Source organism: Hyphomonas sp., assembly GCF_022844445.1.
Classification (GTDB): Bacteria; Pseudomonadota; Alphaproteobacteria; order Caulobacterales; family Hyphomonadaceae; genus Hyphomonas.
In genome coordinates, this window is sequence record NZ_JALHLS010000030.1 from 1 (window position 1) to 16,466 (window position 16,466).

General features: G+C 58.3%; 16 protein-coding genes. 12 read left to right on the forward strand and 4 right to left on the reverse strand.

Annotation, left to right across the window (positions count from 1 at the left end; genetic code table 11):
* Window positions 1-181: 181 nt before the first annotated feature.
* The 10 genes from Q0C17_RS18040 (at window position 182) to Q0C17_RS18085 (ending at window position 11,375) form a co-directional block, all read left to right on the forward strand.
* Window positions 182-904: a hypothetical protein gene (locus Q0C17_RS18040; protein ID WP_291209332.1), complete on the forward strand. Its 723-nt coding sequence runs from the start codon at window positions 182-184 to the stop codon at window positions 902-904.
* A 404-nt stretch (window positions 905-1,308) separates the two neighbouring features.
* On the forward strand, window positions 1,309-1,674 hold the full coding sequence (locus Q0C17_RS18045; RefSeq protein ID WP_291209334.1) for a NirD/YgiW/YdeI family stress tolerance protein: 366 nt from the start codon (window positions 1,309-1,311) through the stop codon (window positions 1,672-1,674).
* A gap of 505 nt (window positions 1,675-2,179) precedes the next feature.
* Window positions 2,180-2,524 (forward strand): hypothetical protein, encoded by a 345-nt coding sequence (locus Q0C17_RS18050; protein ID WP_291209336.1) that lies wholly within the window; start codon window positions 2,180-2,182, stop codon window positions 2,522-2,524.
* Between the two features lie 403 nt (window positions 2,525-2,927).
* Window positions 2,928-3,686 (forward strand): toll/interleukin-1 receptor domain-containing protein, encoded by a 759-nt coding sequence (locus Q0C17_RS18055; protein ID WP_291209338.1) that lies wholly within the window; start codon window positions 2,928-2,930, stop codon window positions 3,684-3,686.
* A 418-nt stretch (window positions 3,687-4,104) separates the two neighbouring features.
* Entirely contained in the window at window positions 4,105-5,379 is a 1,275-nt protein-coding gene (locus Q0C17_RS18060) for a hypothetical protein (RefSeq protein WP_291209340.1), read from the forward strand.
* A gap of 383 nt (window positions 5,380-5,762) precedes the next feature.
* On the forward strand, window positions 5,763-6,230 hold the full coding sequence (locus Q0C17_RS18065) for a hypothetical protein (protein ID WP_291209342.1): 468 nt from the start codon (window positions 5,763-5,765) through the stop codon (window positions 6,228-6,230).
* A 670-nt stretch (window positions 6,231-6,900) separates the two neighbouring features.
* Window positions 6,901-8,220, forward strand: a complete 1,320-nt coding sequence (locus tag Q0C17_RS18070) for a ferric reductase-like transmembrane domain-containing protein (protein ID WP_291209344.1) — start codon at window positions 6,901-6,903, stop codon at window positions 8,218-8,220.
* 346 nt (window positions 8,221-8,566) lie between these two features.
* Entirely contained in the window at window positions 8,567-9,586 is a 1,020-nt protein-coding gene (gene blaCAR / locus Q0C17_RS18075; RefSeq protein ID WP_366914869.1) for a CAR family subclass B3 metallo-beta-lactamase, read from the forward strand.
* 160 nt (window positions 9,587-9,746) lie between these two features.
* The gene (locus tag Q0C17_RS18080; RefSeq protein ID WP_291209348.1) at window positions 9,747-10,805 is read left to right on the forward strand and encodes an MBL fold metallo-hydrolase; all 1,059 of its coding nucleotides are present in this window, start codon (window positions 9,747-9,749) and stop codon (window positions 10,803-10,805) included.
* Window positions 10,806-10,844: 39 nt separating this feature from the next.
* Window positions 10,845-11,375 carry a nuclear transport factor 2 family protein gene (locus Q0C17_RS18085; RefSeq protein WP_291209350.1) on the forward strand — a complete coding sequence of 177 codons (531 nt, stop codon included), beginning with the start codon at window positions 10,845-10,847 and terminating at the stop codon, window positions 11,373-11,375.
* Window positions 11,376-11,901: 526 nt separating this feature from the next.
* Here the strand turns inward: Q0C17_RS18085 and Q0C17_RS18090 are convergent.
* The 3 genes from Q0C17_RS18090 to Q0C17_RS18100 all read right to left on the reverse strand — a co-directional run bounded on the left by Q0C17_RS18090 (window position 11,902) and on the right by Q0C17_RS18100 (window position 14,114).
* Window positions 11,902-12,930 (reverse strand): TauD/TfdA family dioxygenase, encoded by a 1,029-nt coding sequence (locus Q0C17_RS18090; protein WP_291209352.1) that lies wholly within the window; start codon window positions 12,928-12,930, stop codon window positions 11,902-11,904.
* Window positions 12,931-13,231: 301 nt separating this feature from the next.
* Window positions 13,232-13,678, reverse strand: a complete 447-nt coding sequence (locus Q0C17_RS18095) for a MarR family transcriptional regulator (RefSeq protein WP_291209353.1) — start codon at window positions 13,676-13,678, stop codon at window positions 13,232-13,234.
* 25 nt (window positions 13,679-13,703) lie between these two features.
* Complete coding sequence (locus Q0C17_RS18100) at window positions 13,704-14,114, reverse strand: hypothetical protein (protein ID WP_291209355.1); 411 nt, start codon at window positions 14,112-14,114, stop codon at window positions 13,704-13,706.
* Between the two features lie 506 nt (window positions 14,115-14,620).
* Here Q0C17_RS18100 and Q0C17_RS18105 point away from each other — a divergent pair.
* Both Q0C17_RS18105 and Q0C17_RS18110 read left to right on the forward strand, forming a co-directional pair.
* Window positions 14,621-15,049 (forward strand): ribbon-helix-helix protein, CopG family, encoded by a 429-nt coding sequence (locus tag Q0C17_RS18105; protein WP_291209357.1) that lies wholly within the window; start codon window positions 14,621-14,623, stop codon window positions 15,047-15,049.
* A 215-nt stretch (window positions 15,050-15,264) separates the two neighbouring features.
* Window positions 15,265-15,573: a hypothetical protein gene (locus Q0C17_RS18110; protein ID WP_291209359.1), complete on the forward strand. Its 309-nt coding sequence runs from the start codon at window positions 15,265-15,267 to the stop codon at window positions 15,571-15,573.
* A gap of 14 nt (window positions 15,574-15,587) precedes the next feature.
* Here the strand turns inward: Q0C17_RS18110 and Q0C17_RS18115 are convergent.
* The coding region (locus Q0C17_RS18115; RefSeq protein ID WP_291209361.1) for a tyrosine-type recombinase/integrase at window positions 15,588-16,466 on the reverse strand (879 nt) is incomplete at its 5' end.

Below are 16,466 nucleotides of genomic sequence, written 5' to 3' on the forward strand. Positions count from 1 at the left end.
TGGCCCTATTCGGCCATTCGCGCGCACAGGGAAGCTGCCTATTGAGAGCGAGTTGACGATGGTCAGCAGGGGTTCATAGTAACCTTCAGGGCTACCGTACCCAGAATATACTGGTCCAGGTGCTTAAGCGATCATATGCGAAGACAATCTGCACGATTTCAGCAGGTGCGAGGTTCCGCGAATGCGACTTACTGCTTTGTTCATTGCAGCGTGGACGTCTTGTGGGCTCGAGGTTCAAGCGGAAATACATGAAGAGTTAGGTGCGCTTGAGTTGTTCGAGCGAGTCTGCCTGCAGGGTGCTCTCCACACCAGCAGGATGCAGCAGGAAATTCAGGAAATAGGACTGCCCGAAATTGGGTCTCGCACGCTCGATGGTTTGATGCGCGGTGTTCTGCCTGCTGAACGAATTGGGTTTCAATGCGCTCCCGATGACGGTTCCCAATGCTATATCGTATTGGCTGCCGCAGGAGTGAATTCCGCGCTAGACAGAAGGCTTAGTCGTTTGGGGATTTTTGCTGAATCGGAAAGGATCGACCCGGCGGTTGAACTCGTACACCCGCTCACAGGTGAAGGAACAGGGCGGATTGGGGGAAAACGCTGTGTGGTTTACGGTCAGGAGAGTGCTCGGCTTGTGTTGGATTTAGTTTCATCCATTGATGTCAACGGGTCTCTGTTGCGCTCGCCAAAAAGGGTGACGCATTTCAACGATGACAAGAATGCTGCAACCGGAAACGCTGGAAAAAATGCGCGCTGGACAAACTATTTCTGGTCGATTCCCGGTGGCAACCAACTAAACTTGTCTGTCTTCTTGGACCGCACCGATGCAGAGGTCAATTTTGAGCTTTCATACTCCGGACCCGTTAGACTAGGCGAGAAGAAGGAGAGCTATTTTGTGCAGGAATAAGCTGAGGCGTGTGACCTGCACCAATCTCATCAGTCCGCAGATAACTGAAGCTAAAGGCCCATCGCCACTTTAAGCGCGGAGGGAACGTCCACAATCGGCGAAGTCCGGCCTGGCTTCAGTGATACAGCCGAACGACAGGACAGAGGTGACCCTGCCGGATGCCAATCCCTGCGATCGGAACCGACTTGGCCCTAAGCGGTCACCTGCAGGATCGACTGATACAGCTCAATTGATCCGATCCGATTGGCGGCTGGTATCTGGTTCGAGCCTAAAGCGGCGAGCAAAGGGTTTCACAGCCTAAAACTATTATCATTTTAGATATCGAGTATTTTTCTTATCGATTACCGACACCAATTTGGTTTCAACACATTGCCAGCATCAAACTCTGCTTGAAGGAGCAACCAATGAATAAGATCACCATACTTATGGCCGTCTTCATCGCGGTGCCTCTGGCAGCGATGGCCCAATTCAACTCCTCCGAAGGACGTGGCGTGCCTGTCGACAAAGTGGCCGATGCACTCAAAGCGCCCGACGAAACCGCCGTTGTGCTTACAGGCAATATTGTAGAGCGTATCCGCTCCGAAACGTACCGCTTCAGCGACGGAACAGGAGAAATCCGCCTTGATATCGGTGAAGAGATCTGGGCTGGCGTTGCAGCAGGTCCGCAGACGCAGGTGCGTATTGTCGGCGAGACTGATCGCGGGTTGGGCGGTATGGACATCTGGGTTCACTCGGTCGAGACCGTCGGTTCGGCAGACGACGCCGACTGACGAACCGATATTGCTTTCAGCTAGCAGCCAAACAGGGCCCAGGCGCGCCGTATGTGCTCATCCAGGTTCTTGCATCGCGGCTTGAACTTGCCTCGATAAGCACTCTAGACCCGGTCGGGTGATCGTCCCCTTCCGGCGATCTGCAGCCTGGTGCCGATGGGACAGCGCGACGGCACGATTGGATCGAACCGGTCACTGGCTTTTGCCTGAATCAAGCGACTATATGAGTCTTCCGGAGCACCCTGGCGCTTAAAGTCCAACGAAATTGACGGCCCTTCTTCAAGGAGAAATACCGGTGATGCACACCCGGCCCCGATACTGGCGCGCAAGGCCTGCGGTGCTCGAGCACTACGGCGTGTTTCACAAACCTGCGCTACAACCGGAAAACTATGTTTCGATTGCCATGAGCGGTCGACAATACCCATTTCGATACAAACGAGTAAGAGGTGAAGGAAAGAAAGCGAGCATATTTCCTGATCTTCCTTGCGGAACGGACGGCTTGCTGATGAACTATCCGGCCGCCGAGGCTCTGCTTCCGCTCATCAGGCCATGGGTCAACATTCAGAGCGATGTTCTGGTAGAGGGAGAGCCGACTCACATCCTCGCCTTCGTGACCGAAGTTTACGATGCCATGAACCCGCAGACGACGATTGGCCGATACGGTGAGTCTGGCATCTGGCTCGAAGTCAGCGAATTGCATTTGGTCGGATCGAAGATCGGCCCGTCTCCGATCTTCCGGCTCGCAACGACGGGCGTGCAATGGGACTTTATCCTGTCAGAAGAGATCGTCGAAACGATCGGGTCCATCGGCCTGACGGGGCTCACGCTGGAGGAAGTTGTGGTCGAGTAGCCTTTCCTAATGTTTGCACATTGTACTCGATGTGAGAGTGACCGGAATCGGCGATCTCCGGCCTGGTTGTCGTGAGTAGGCCGAATGCCAGAACTGAGGCGACCCTGCCGTCCGGCGAAAACTGCGATCAGCGCCGACCTGGCCCTAAACTGCCGGTCGTCCTTCTTCCGGTGAATGTCGGGTTTGGAACAGGTAGAGTTCAGAGTCTTCGAACGCAGGCGACGTGCAAGCGCCCGGCCTAGCTTCCTTTTTTTGTCTGGTGTCAGGCGCGACGCACGCTGAAATGTGAAATCGGCGTAACGGCTGGCATGTCGTTGTGTTGTGTGGTTGAGGATTGGGTTCTGCGCTGAACTGAGGTGGCGAGCCGCGCGTGAGGCGCACGCCGTGATGCGGGGATTGACCGATGCCTGACGTCTTCGTTTCCTACAAGAAAACGGATCGCGACCGCGTACGACCGATCATCATTCATCTGCGTGCTGCGGGACTGGACGTCTGGTGGGACGAGGGGATCGCCCCGTCGATGTCCTGGCGCGCGGAGATCGCAAAACAGCTCGGCGCGGCTAAGTGTATAGTCGCCATCTGGACGGAGGCCAGCGTCGATCACGATCAAGGCCAATGGGTGATGGAGGAAGCAAGTCAGGGCCTCATTCGCCGGGTGCTCGCGCCTGTCCGGTTGGATCTTGTGGCGCCACCGCTTGGGTTTGGGGAGGTGCAGTTTGCCGATCTTGCCGCCTGGAGCGGCGGGGCGGATGATCCGCGCTTCCAGCACTTCCTTTCGGTCGTCCAATCGATTGTGCGAAGTGAGCCGCTGGCTGTCGGGCCCACGCCCACAAGTTTTGAAGCGCCCGGGATCAAGTTGTCGGGAGTGCGCATGCAAAACGTCAGTATCCATGTCACGCCGCGCGGCGCTGCCGACAAAGAGGAAGACGCACCTGACGAGGCCCCACGCGCCGCCCGCGTCGCCGTTTCGCCGCCGAAGCGTGCACCGTTTTCGCTTTCGATGATGATCACGCGTGCGATCGGCGTCATTTTCCCACTGATCGCTCTTTACGTGTTTGTGACGTCAATGGGGCGCATGCAATGTGAGCAGAATGCGGCGCCGGAGGTCTTTTGCCAGTCGCTCGATGCAATATCAGGCGGTCCGAATAAGCCGGCCCAGTGAGCGCGCTGTGATGGCACACATCGGAAAATCGCGCCGGATGGTCATGAAATCGGCGGCTGAGATGACGCGGCGTGTGTGTGGCGCAATTGAACCACCAGCGAATGGTCCGACGTCTGATGACAGGGAGATGCTTGCGAAGCCTTGGTCCGCCTCCAACGGCCGTTACGGGCGGAGATTTGGCAACGGGCTCGAGTTTCGCAAACTGGGATGATGCGGCGAAGGTGACCGAGAGGCTCGACTGGCAGGAGTCGGAGGGGATAACGCCGCCGACAATACTGAACGGTTGGGGCGGGTCTGGACCTATCCGGCCGTTCCGTCCCAAGGGAGCGAACCGCCAAAGATGGCACGTGGTGGTCGTTGCGATTGAAAGGTGTACCCGTTATAGTCGTAATGCAGCTACTCGGCGGGACGTGGTCTGATGGTGCGACACCTGTTGGCATTGTGCATGATGGGCGCATTGCTCGGCATCCCCGCCGGCTTTGCCGAAGAGCCTGCTCCCGTAGAAACCTGGCAGGTCATTGTTGACGCCGAAGGGCGCGGTGAAATCAATAAGCTCGCCCTCGCCCCGAACGGCGACATTCTGGTTGCGGGGTTTCTGGGGCGAACGGGGCCAGACGATGAGGGGCCTCATAGCGACGCCTGGCTGGCTCGATACGCCCCCGATGGACAACAGCTTTGGTCTCGTCTTCTGGGTGACGAGTATCGGGACGAAGCACTGGACGTGTCTGTATCGCCGGACGGGACTATCACCATCGCCGGATGGCGTGACGTGGAGTTCACGGCGGCCCGGCAAGCGAGCAACAGCTTTGTTGCCAGGTTCAGCGCGGACGGTGAGCTTCTCTGGCAAGCAATCTTGGCAGATCCTTCCCGCCGCATCGTGGCTGCGAATGCCTTGGTTCTCGATGACGGCTCGGTTGTGGTCGCGGGTTCGGACGAGACGGCAGGTTCTTCAGGGACACGTGCACTGGTGGCGAAGGTCAGCGCCGACGGACGAATGGAATGGATGTTCAATGCTCCGGAATACGTCGATGGCGTGACGCCCCTGGTCAAGAACGCTGTTCGCGTCAGACAGCCAGGAGGCCCGATAGGCGCATATGAACGCGCGCGCATCGGCCTTCTGGGGCTGGATGGCACGATCGAGATCCAAGTCATCCAGGAGACGTCGACTGGCCCTACGTCAGCGCCTGTCGCACGCTGCGCCATCGTGTCTCTATCTGAGGGTCAACAAGTAGGTGAGGCGTGCGGACCGCCTCTCGCGCCGGGGTATCGGCCGCCCGACAGATATTCCGGGGAAACAGTCGGCGGGTTTGTAAATGGCGACGCGTTGATCCGGCAATTTGATCCCTCCGGCGGGGAGGTCTGGTCACGGACTTTGAAGTCGAACGGGGGCGATGGTGTCCATGCCGTCGCATCTACTCCGGACGGCGGTGTCGTCGGTGCAGGATTTGCCCTTTCGGGGCCGCGGGTCGAGCGAGATAACTGGGATGGATTGCTGATCCGGCTCGATTCCTCCGGGCACGAAGTCTGGCGAAGGAAGTTTGGCGGAGACAAGCGCGACGAACTCAATGGAGTTGCCGTTCTCGAGGACGGATCAATCGTCGCGGCTGGATACACGGGATCTGAGGACACGGATTACTGGAAGCCGTGGCTGATGCGCTTGAATGCGCGGGGCGAACTTGAAGGATCGGAATAGAAACCGGCGAAGTCCGGCTTGGCGGCGATGAGTCCGCCGGACGGCAAGATTGGATCGACCCTGCCGGTCCCGGAATCTGAGGGTGGGAACTGAGTTGGCCCTAATTTGCCGGTAGTCATTTTCGAGGCGATTGCCGGTTTTGGAGAAATGGGGATATTCCCGGCCCGTTGACCGGTTTCAAGATTCCGGTCCTCAACTCGATCATTTTTAGCGATGACTACTCTACGACTTCAGCCTCGGTCGTTGCCCCGTTATGTGGACGGAACAACGGTGCACAATCTCGGCGAGGGAATGGGATGGGCACAAAATCCCAACACTGTTATTGACGACTTCATCAATGGCGGCTGGACAGGACTCACTGAAGATACTCTGGAAACATGCAAATGCCGGTGAGTGAAGATCGCGGAATCAGGCCTGCTCGTCTCGTACTAGCGTACGCGGTATCGCCTATTGTTCCGCCGACTTTAATGGGTTTGCTTATGTTGCCTTTGTCAATCAATGAAAATGGCGGGCAATTGCTGGCGGTTGTGTTCTTACTGTCCGTTTGCTCAAGCTATGCGATCTCGCTTGTCATTGGCTTGCCCTACTTTGCCTTGCTCCAGTTGCTCCGACTTTCTTCCATCGTGCTGATGACGTTGGGCGGCATGATTTTGGGCCCCTTGGCATGGTTCGGTACCAGCTTGTTGATTGCGCATTTCTATTTCGGACATTCGGAGATTTCACTCGACGCGATCGAATTTGTTTTTGGCGCCATCTGCGGCGGTAGCGTTGCTTTGTTGTTCTCGATCATCGCGGGACTTCCCGTCGTGCCGAAGTGGTCGAGCCAACCGCGACTTGAACAATCGCCTTAGAAATAGCGGTCAACATGATTCGATGCGCGCAAGCCTCACCATCCGGCCGGCCATTCCCTTGCTGTGAACCCCGATACTTCATCCGTTTGAAGTCAAAGCCGACTCCGCAAAAAGAAGCCTGAGTCCTCCAAAGCTGTCATCCGTCTTTAAGACCCTGGCGTCCGATTTCGGCGATCTCCGGCCTTGTGCCGGCGAAGGAACCGAATGGCAGGACTGAGGCGACCTTGCCGGATGCCGAGATAGATCATCGGAGCTAACATTGGCCCATTCGACCCAATTAGGATGGCTTGGTTGATTGCCCCGGCATCTTCGATACATGACTTGCGCAGGATTGATCAGACGAAAGACAACTTCACGGAACCAAGTCGCTAGGCTCAACGTTCCAGTCTTGGACATTCTGTTTCGAGCTTCGCCCGGCACCGGCGGACATTGCTTGCAAGCTGCAGCTTTCGCAGCCCCCAATCCCCGGCGTCCTGCTTTGCAGGCAGGTGCGAGAGCAGATGTAAGTGCATAACATCCTGATCACCGGTAGAGGCGCGGCTGCCACGCGCCTTATCGCCAATTCACTGGCAACAAGACCGCCTGCCTGCCGCGTAAAGCTTGCCCGCGTTTTGGATTGCCGCTGCTCGGCATCTATAAATCGGAGCGGCAGCGCCGGGAGGCGACCGAGATGACGCGAATAAAGTTGGCATTCATCGCGGTAGCCGCATTGGTGATCGCACTATGGCTCATGAGCATAGACACGGCGCTGATTTCGGGCGGCTTCTGGTCGGTCCGGGGACTGCTTGTGCCTTTGACCGGCATTCTCGCGATTGCTTTCATGGCTGTAGCCGTCCTGTTGGCTGCAAGACCGGTGCAGGTTGAAACCGCATTGGGGGGCCTCGACAAATTCTATCGCCTCCACAAATGGCTGGGCATTTCCGCCGTCATCATGGCGGTGCTTCACTGGTTGGTGGAAAAGGCACCGAAATGGCTCGTAGAACTGGAGTGGCTCGAGCCGCGGCTGCGCGCGCCTGGCACAGGAGCGGAGCCGCGCCCCTTCGCCAGCTTTCGTGACCTGGCGATCGATGTCGGTGAGTGGTCGTTCTACCTGCTTCTCGTGCTGGCAGCGCTCGCCTTATGGCGCCGGTTTCCCTACCACCTGTTCTTCAAGACCCACCGCCTGATGGCGGTTCTGTTTATTGCCCTGATTTTCCACGCCGTTGTACTGACCCCGGCCAGCTATTGGAGTGCACCGATCGGATGGCTGATGATCGCACTTCTCGCTTCCGCCGCAGTTGCGGCAGGATTGTCGGTCTTCGGAAGGATCGGCAAGTTGCGAAGGTTCACGGGAGAAGTGACCGACTTCCATTTCCACGAAGGCAACTCAGTTCTTGATGTCGGAGTTAAGCTGACGACAGCCTGGCCCGGTCACGCCGCCGGGCAGTTTGCCTTTCTGAAATTCGAAGGCGCAGAGCGGGCGCACCCTTTCACCATATCCTCAGGCTGGGCCAAAACAGGCCGGCTCGCATTCAGCATCAAGGGACTGGGCGACTACACCCGGCGCCTTCCGGCCCTTGTCAAAGTGGGTCAGGCAATCACGGTCGAGGGCCCATATGGCCGCTTTGACTTCGGATCGACCAGGGGCTCGCAGCTCTGGATTGCCGGCGGGGTTGGCATCACCCCATTCATCGCCCGGATGGAAGCGCTCGCCATTGCCGGTCAGCAACAGGATGTCGATCTGATCTATTCGACCGGCGCACCCGACGAAGGCTTCATCGATGAGGTTCACAGCGCTGTCGGCCTTACGGGCGTGCGCCTGCATGTGGTCGATACTGGCCTGGAAGGATTTGTCGATCTGGCGAAGATCGCCCTTTGGGTCCCGGATTGGCGCGGCGCGGACGTCTGGTTTTGCGGTCCGGCTAAGTTCGGCGACAGCTTGTATGAAGCCATGATTGCAAATGGCCTGCCCGCTGACCGGTTCCACCGTGAACTCTTCGAGATGAGATGAACGGGCTGGGACTCTGGCTCGATGGCAAAGGAAATCTCTGAAGCCGCCCCAATCTCGTCGATCCGCAGGTATCCGGAAACCACGTCCCCGTTCTCGCCAAGCAACGCTGTTCGATATCGAGTCTCGAAATCGAATAATTACGCGCCACGGCAGAGTACTTTTTTTCGCAGAAGTCAGTAGGAGGAAAGTCCGTTCTCAAACGAGTTTGAGCAAGGATCTGACACTCGTCGCACTTAAACTGCGTAGTTACCGATCCTATTGCGGCGATGCTGAACGCGACCAATTGAACCCGATGCCAATTACAAACTCTATCTTATCGGAAATGACAAAAGCTGGACGCAGAACAATGAACCTGCTCAAAAAAACTCTCACTTTTCTCGGAACAGCCTCGCTCGTCGTTGGCTGTGCGGCTCAAGCGCGAACCCCGGCGCCAGTTGTTTCCGCGCCCCACGCGGCAACAACCGCTCCGCTGACTGGGTGCCCGTCGGCAACTGTAAACGCGCTTTTTGAAGATTTCGGTAACACAGGTAAAATGCCGCCGGAATTGGCGGCTTGGCTCAGCGACCCAAAATCACAAATCACGGAACCGTACCAGGCATTCGACAATGTTTACAACGTCGGCATCTGCTGGGTCTCGGCATGGCTGATTAAAACCAGCGAGGGCCTGATTTTGGTTGATACCCTGTATGAACCGTATACAGACCAACTCATCCAGAACATTAAACTGCTCGGCCTGGACCCGGCTGACATCAAAATGGCTCTGGTAACACATGGCCACTTCGATCATGCAGGCGGTATCTCCACGATCAAGTCTTTGACCAATGCGAAGATTGTCATGACCAAAACTGGCTGGAGCGAGGCTCGGGCCAACGCTCAAAGCTCGCAAGAACAGCCAACAGCATGGACGATGCCTACGGCTGCGGATCTTTTGGTCAAAGATGGCGATGTGCTGACACTGGGAGATACGAAAGTCTATGTCTATGAAACTCCGGGCCACACCGCTGGCACAGTCTCGTATGGACTTGACGTGAAAGATGGCCCCCAGGCTTATCGGGCCATCGTTATTGGCGGATTGGGGCTGAACGCGATCGAAGACTCCAGACAGGTCGAGGCGTATATCAGCAGCGTTGATCGCATCAAGGCCTTGGTGAGCGCCTCCGAGAATCCGGTACTCGTCAATCTGGCCACGCACCCCTTCAGCAGTGGTCTGACCGAGATCAAAGAACGCCTGAAAACTCGAAAGCCGGGCCAGCCGCACCCGTTGGTCGATCCTGAAGCCCTGCTAAAGCAGCTGGATGTGCTTCGTGCCGGAGCAACAAAACGCCTCGCTGTCGAACAGGCGCTGGCAAAAACGAAAACACCATGAGCCGGGCGACATGTTGTCCGGCAACTGACTGAACTGAACGAGGCGGTGTTCCGTCTGGAGGGCGCCGCGCCTGAATGCGCCTTGTGCGCACTTCCCGGCAATGGACCGGCAGAGCGCTGCGCTTCCAAATAGAAGCTGGATTTTGGATCAGAGGATGAACATGAAACCGCACGATTTTGTCCTGTCAGCCACGTTGCTTCTGGGCAGCGTTGATTATTCGCAGGCTGCCGACAATACGCTCCCGGCCAACGCGTCGGCGAGCGATCTCGCGCTCGAAAACGCTCGGGGTCTTGCCGGTAACGATCGCTATCTCAAGATCACAGAAGCCCTGCAGTGCCATGAGATTGGCCCCGACGGCAAGCCGGTCGACGCCGGTTCCGAAGTGGTAAATGTGGCAGTGCCGCCAACGCAAGTATTCGACAATCTCTATTACATTGGCGGGACACGTACGGGCAGCTGGCTGCTCACCACGCCGGAAGGCTACATCATGATCGACTCGATGTATGGCAACAGCCCGGAGACGGTGACAATTCCCGGCATGAAAGCGCTGGGGCTGGATCCGGCGAAGATCAAATACATCATGATTACCCATGCAGGCCCCGACCATGTGGGCGGCGCCAAATATTTTCAGGAGAAATATGGAACGCGCATTTTGATGAGTCAGCCCGACTGGGACGCAATCCTCAGTCCGCAGGTGGCATCCTGGATGCTCGATACGCGCCCCAAATCGGAGCGCCCCCTCCAGGAGCGCGACTGGGCCGGATCTCCGGTCATCGATATGGTCGGCAAGGAAGGTGACACGATCACTCTGGGCGGCACAACAGTCCGAATCTTCTTCACTCCGCGCAGGGCCGATGGTGGTGGCCTGTCCTACATTGCGCCTGTTTTCGACCAAGGCAAACCGCATGTCTGGGCAACCTATGGCAACACGGGTGTGCCGACATCGGTTGCGGACCGCACGATCCATCGCGCGTCCATACAACGTTTCCAACATGAGATGAAGTTGGCGAAGGTTGATGCCATCACAAGCAGTCATCCGTTTGTCGATGGATCAAATCTGCGCATCTCGGTTCTCCAGAAGCGCGAACCAGGCATGGCAAATCCCTTCTTGATCGGGCGCGATACTGCACAGAACTATCTGGGAATCCTGGACGAATGCACCGCTGTGGTCATGGGCCGGAACGCTGCAGGACTTGATGACAATGGCGCACCCCGGTGATCCCGTACGCGCACCGATTGATCAGAAAAAATGAATAGGATGCCACTGACCGACAAACTCTCTGCCGAGGATCGGCAAGACATTATCGACCTTTATGCTCGTTACGCTTGGGCACTTGATCTTGCCGATGCACAAGAAATGCGCGCCTGTTTTTCCGAGGATGGCTCGTTCGATCATCTATGGCTAGGCCGTGTGCAAGGCCACGACGCGATCATCGCCAGCTTCGAGAAGATGTGGTACGAACAGCCCGCATGGTGGTTCGGTCGCCAGCATCTATTCAATACCTTCCGTTTTTTCGTGCGCGGACCTGATGAAGTTCGTGTGAAATGCTTTAACCAGATCCTGCAATTCAACACGGAGTATAACAATAACTTCGTCTTCGGTCTGGGCACGCGAGATGATCTGGTCGTCCGCCGTAATGGGACCTGGGTGTATCAGGCGCCTTATGTCAACGCATGGCAATGCCGCGAAGATGTGCCATGGAAGGGCGAAATGCGTCTGGCTCCGCCCCGCCCGCCGCGCCCTGAAGCTCCCGAAAGTCTTAGGGATGATTATCGGGCCGTGGATTGAAATTTCCTAGAAGCCATTCGCAGTGGGCGTTGCGATGTGTGGACGGCACTCGCTGATCAAAAGTCTTGAGATCATCCGCAGACGTTGCCAGGGGACGTTGCGCCGAAAGCGCATGACCACGGCCTTGATGTCGCGCGCAGAAGAAACTTGGATCGCCGAATTTCGAAAGAAGACTTGGATTCTGTGACCTGAGATCCGATTGGTCCGGCATCTGAGCTGAGAATTCTCTAACATTCCGTCATTCGACGAAAGATGGCCTCTGACTGCTAACGGCGAGGTCCGGCCTGGTTTGCATGTGGCGGCCGAATGACAGGACTGGTGTATCGACCCTGCCGGTCGCTGCGCAACGCGACACTGGCCCGAATGTTTCGGAGCAGGCCGCGGCCCGGCAGGAAATTGCAAGACCAGCAAAGGGTTTTGCGCGCCGGTCTCAGGGGTGCTGGCGAGGCATTCGTCCCGAACCGCGCTGCAAAGCTTCGGCACCATTTCCGGCCGAACCGCTCGGCCAGAATGCCCGGCCGCGACGCTACGAAGCCGTGTGAAGACGACTGATCGAGCGGTTCTTGCTCCAATGTGACTGGACCGAGCGATCGAACGTCGGCGGGCGGCTTTCGAGGTAGCGCGTCGCAAGCCAGAGGCGCTTGAGGTGTCGCTTGATTCCATTGGGGATGTCGTCAACGTAGGCAGTCCGCCCATGGAGCACACGATAGTTGTTGATGAACTGCATCTCACCGGGGCGCAGGTCCATGTAGACGTTGAAGTCTGGATCGTTCGCCATGGCGCTGACCATATCGAGGGCTTCGATGACTTCCGATGACAGGCGAGGCGCGTCGGGATGACGCTGGGAGCTTTTCACGTAGTGCGGCACGAAGCGGCAGAACAGTCTGCCATCGTGCTCGGTGAAGATACTGCGCATATAGTAGGGCTTGCCTCCCGGGGGCTCCTCGCCCCGGTAATCCCAGGGCAGATCCTGATAGAGCGCCGCGACCAGATCAGGGCGTTTTTCAATCATGGTGTTGTAGATCGCCGCAATGTTGGCGACGCACGACAGCCCCCCTGACTTTGCCGGTTGCAGGCACATAAGCCCCACAAGGTCTGAGCCGTCGGTGTGATAGTCGAGGGATATCAATCCAATCTCGTTGCCCCGAACCGTTGGATCGTCAGGGCTTTTGCCTTGGTCAGTGACATCGCCCATTACGTGGCCGTGCTTGTTCTGGGGCCAGGGTTCGCCGAGGTGCATGCCGATGCCCCAGTAAAGCATGGTCAGCTCGTCGTCGCTGTACCGGTGGGTGTCGAGGGCCGAGATGCGCACAAATCCCCGCCCGTCGATCAGGTCGCGTTCGATCTGCGCCAGCTTGGCGACCATACCATCGAGCGGAAAATCCTCTCGCCCGATATCAAGCAGATCGCTGGACTTGGCCTTCGCTTGCCGAAGCGCACTGTCGAGTTCGGCGTGATCTGCGGGTGTGAGTTGCAAGGTCCACGCGTGCTGGTCCTGAACGTCCTTGCACCGCCAGCAAAGGTGAGTATCCAACGCGCGAGGCTCATGGAGCATGATTTTGTTCCTTCAAAGTCAGATGGATCGGGCGATGATTGCACGAGTGGGCTGAGCGCCGCGTACCAATCGACCGGCCAGAGACCTCGAAGATCCGCCGGATCATCGCGAACTCGCTATCCAAATCCGGGGCGTCAAAGTCAGTGATCATCTCGATAACGCCACGCCCATTCCGGTCCCGTCTGAAATGTTGCCGTTGCGGATAACCGTGCCGAACGCGCGCGCCATGAAATCAGCTTGCCAGTTAGTTTTGCCGAACTAACTAAACCGGGCAGACCCTGTCAACCACGAAGACCAAGGGTCAGTCGTTCATTTGCCGCTCGACTGATTTCAGGCGCTCATCCTTCGTCGCACCCATTGCATGGTAGGCATCCGCGAGCACTTCGGTAAGTGCTTCGAAGTCTCCTTCGCCCATCATCTTCTTCAGGAGCGCGCCGAGTTCGCCTTCAAACGATTTCATGCGCTTGCGCCCGGACGGCGTGATGACGACGCATGACGCGCGGCCATCTGTGTCGGGCGACGTCGTCACCCATCCCTTCTCGCGCAACCCATTGATCGCCAAAGACACCGTGGGTTTTGCTATCTCAGCTGCAGCCGCGATTTCGCCGGCCCGCTTCGGGCCGTTCTGCAGATAAAGCATCAAGCGATACTGGGCCATGCTAATGTCTGATCGCCGGGCGGCCTGTTCGAACTCACGATAGGAGCTCACGATGGTCCTGACCGTCAAAATCGCATTCTTGGTGGTCATGGACTTTTCGGGCTCTCAATTCAGTTTACGGACTGGAATAGACCGAAAGCGGCAAAGGCTTGCAACCCCCTTCAGCGTGGCTCTGTTGATGCCATTGATTTGGCGGCCTCAGCGTCTCAGTTTGTTGCTGGGCCGAAGGAAGCCGGCTCCAGCTCGCCTCCCACGATCTCAAGAGGCAGAAATCGGCGATTTCCTGCCCGAACAAGTTGACCTGTCTATGACTGCTTTCTGCTCCTGATTTGTCGTTGCTGACGGCTGCAGCAGGCTTCGTGCGAGTAAGTACTTGGGCTTTGCTTATGCCTCTGTTCGCCGAAGTATTCAGGGTCAGGACGATCAGCCAGTTTGGTAATTCACATTGAAAATTGGCAGTTTTAAAGTTTGTTGGCCAGCGTAAGAAGGACGTCTTTTTATCAAGCCTCGCGGAAAGAAATTCCATTTGGTTCGTGGCATTTTCCTTTCCAGAGCCGTCTCTTGCCAAAGGCATGCGGCGGTCTGGCGACCAACTGCAGACCAGGGAAATTGCGGTGAAAGCGGCGAAAACTTCGGGGTAGGGGAGGCGATCTGGGCCCCAGATAGCTGAATTTAGTCCCGTCTTTTTTGGCTAGCGTTGGACAGCGACAGACAGCAAACCCGTGAGGGCAAGTTAAAAGCCCTGGCGCCACCCCCTGGGTATCGCCCTGTCTGCACAACGATTTTTCGGTGCCGCTTGCACGCCTTTGGGGTGTACGGATTTTCCTGGACCTGTTGCAGGTGTGGGGGCGTCGGTGCACCGCGCCATGCACGGCGTTGGCTGCGCCTGCACTCTGTTGCAGCCCTTTGCCGGTAATCCAACTAGGCAGGCCGGGCCCGCGGCGGCAGATTGGAAGTCGTCTTCGGAGCCCCCGTCATGACCAGACCGAACTCTCTCATTGCTAGCGCGGATTGCGCACCCCGGAGCGCGCCGTGAAACCCCGCGTAAATCTCCGCATCGACGCCGCGCTCCTCGCCCTGCTCGAGTCGGCAGCCCGCGAGGCCAAGACGACCAAGACCGACATCCTCGAACAGGCGCTGCGCCGTTATCTTGATCCCGGCCGCAACCGTTTGCTGGAGGAACGCCTCATGGAGCGCATGGGCATGATCGAGCTGCGCATGGACAGGCTCTTCTGGGCGGTTGATCTCGGCGTCGAGACGACCGGGCATTTCGTGCTCTACTGGCTGACCCGGACAGACCCCATTCCGGAAGGCGAGCGCGAAACCGCGCACGCGCTCGGGCAGCGGCGATTTGATTACTTCATCAACCAGATCGCAAAGAAGCTGCGTCGGCGCCGATCGCTCGTGGCGGAGTCGCTCCGCTGGGAACAGTCGGAGCCGGAGGAAGCGAAGCCTCGGTGAGCCGCCTTCAGGCAATCGCTCGAGAGTCCACCTCAATCCAACTGCAGATTTGCTTCCAGGCCGAATGGCAGGCCCTGCCATTCGGCCATGACCAGCCTCCATGCCTGCGCGGGCCCTCGTCAAGGGCAGGGCCGCTCCGCGGCGCGCGTCCCGCGCGCCCTTGACGAGGGCCCGCGCAGGCGTCACCCGCCAGCAGGCTTTGCACGGTGTTGCAGGTGCCTGCAGCAAATGGCCTGCGCTCCGATAGTCAGTGGGCGGCCGTCTGCGCGATCTTCGGCGCCATGCAACCCGTCAGCGCCCAGCGTATCGAGAATGCCATCCGGATTGTTGCCCGGCTGATCGAGACGTCGGGCGATGAATACTGGCCGATCCTCGAACGGCTGGAAGCAGAACTGGCCGCGCTCGCCAGCCGGGAGGAACGTCTTGCCCGCTACCTTGCGGGAGGTCGCCCTCAATCCGCGCGGCGTTTGCTGCCGAAGCCGGCGCTCTCAATGCTGCGCGAGGATCGTGCGCCGCACGTATGACGACTCCAGCTGTCTCAGAGCGCGATCTCGCGGACCAGCCGCGCGACATGATCGAGCGAGGCGCCCTTTCCATAGCGTTCACGGTCAAGCCGGTGGCCGAACAGGTCGCGCCGGATCCGGTCGTCGATGCCGGCCGCCAGCATCCGGTCCTCGAACGCGTGGCGCAGCGAATAGAACGAGTGCTGGGGCGTCTCCAGCAGGCCGTTGGCCTTGAGGTATTTGTTGACTGTGGCGCTGAGCCCCGCGCTGCTCTCCCGGTAGCGCGGGAACCCGTCCGGGAAGGCCCTGAACGCCTCCAGCGAAACACCTGTCAGCGGGATCACACGCTTTGCATAGACGCTCTTCAGCTGGCGGCCCTCGGGCTCGATGGCGACGTGCGGCACCGCGGCGTCGAGCCGGATCGTCTTCGCGGTGAGACCTGCGCCTTCGGAGGGCCGGTAGCCCGTGTTGACCATGCCGAGCAGGAGACCGCGCGCCTCAGCGTTCAGACCCGACAGCGCGCCAGGCGCCAGCAGGCGGCTCCTAATCCATTCAGGACTGAATGGCGGACGCGTCCGCGTCTCACCTTCGCGGAACGACAGCTCGCCGAGCGGCAGGGCGAGACCCAGCCGCTTCATCGTGTTGACGGTCTTCAGCACGTCGCCGAGATGGATGAGGTCCTTGTTGGCCGAGTTGGGTGTCACCTCGCCCGCCTCGATCCGCTCCAGCCAGTGCTGGCGGAAGTCCAGCATGTCGTCGCGCGTGATCGCTTCGACGGGCTTGTTGCCGACGATTTCGACGAAGGTGCGCACCGCCTTCAGGCGCGGGTTCTTCCAGCGCCGGATCTGGTCCTCGCTCTTGCCAAAGGTCTTCTCCCGGGCAAGGCCCCAGTAGAGCTCCAGCGCCTTCTCGAG

Bases quoted from the DNA above. Each gene is read 5' to 3' on its own strand.
- Q0C17_RS18065 (WP_291209342.1), top strand. From the start codon at position 5,763: ATGCCGGTGAGTGAAGATCGCGGAATCAGGCCTGCTCGTCTCGTACTA.
- Q0C17_RS18090 (WP_291209352.1), bottom strand. From the start codon at position 12,930: ATGCTCCATGAGCCTCGCGCGTTGGATACTCACCTTTGCTGGCGGTGC.
- Q0C17_RS18060 (WP_291209340.1), top strand. From the start codon at position 4,105: ATGGTGCGACACCTGTTGGCATTGTGCATGATGGGCGCATTGCTCGGC.
- Q0C17_RS18100 (WP_291209355.1), bottom strand. From the start codon at position 14,114: ATGGAATTTCTTTCCGCGAGGCTTGATAAAAAGACGTCCTTCTTACGC.
- Q0C17_RS18080 (WP_291209348.1), top strand. From the start codon at position 9,747: ATGAAACCGCACGATTTTGTCCTGTCAGCCACGTTGCTTCTGGGCAGC.
- Q0C17_RS18095 (WP_291209353.1), bottom strand. From the start codon at position 13,678: ATGACCACCAAGAATGCGATTTTGACGGTCAGGACCATCGTGAGCTCC.
- Q0C17_RS18050 (WP_291209336.1), top strand. From the start codon at position 2,180: ATGAACTATCCGGCCGCCGAGGCTCTGCTTCCGCTCATCAGGCCATGG.
- Q0C17_RS18085 (WP_291209350.1), top strand. From the start codon at position 10,845: ATGCCACTGACCGACAAACTCTCTGCCGAGGATCGGCAAGACATTATC.
- Q0C17_RS18070 (WP_291209344.1), top strand. From the start codon at position 6,901: ATGACGCGAATAAAGTTGGCATTCATCGCGGTAGCCGCATTGGTGATC.
- Q0C17_RS18045 (WP_291209334.1), top strand. From the start codon at position 1,309: ATGAATAAGATCACCATACTTATGGCCGTCTTCATCGCGGTGCCTCTG.
- blaCAR (WP_366914869.1), top strand. From the start codon at position 8,567: ATGAACCTGCTCAAAAAAACTCTCACTTTTCTCGGAACAGCCTCGCTC.
- Q0C17_RS18040 (WP_291209332.1), top strand. From the start codon at position 182: ATGCGACTTACTGCTTTGTTCATTGCAGCGTGGACGTCTTGTGGGCTC.
- Q0C17_RS18055 (WP_291209338.1), top strand. From the start codon at position 2,928: ATGCCTGACGTCTTCGTTTCCTACAAGAAAACGGATCGCGACCGCGTA.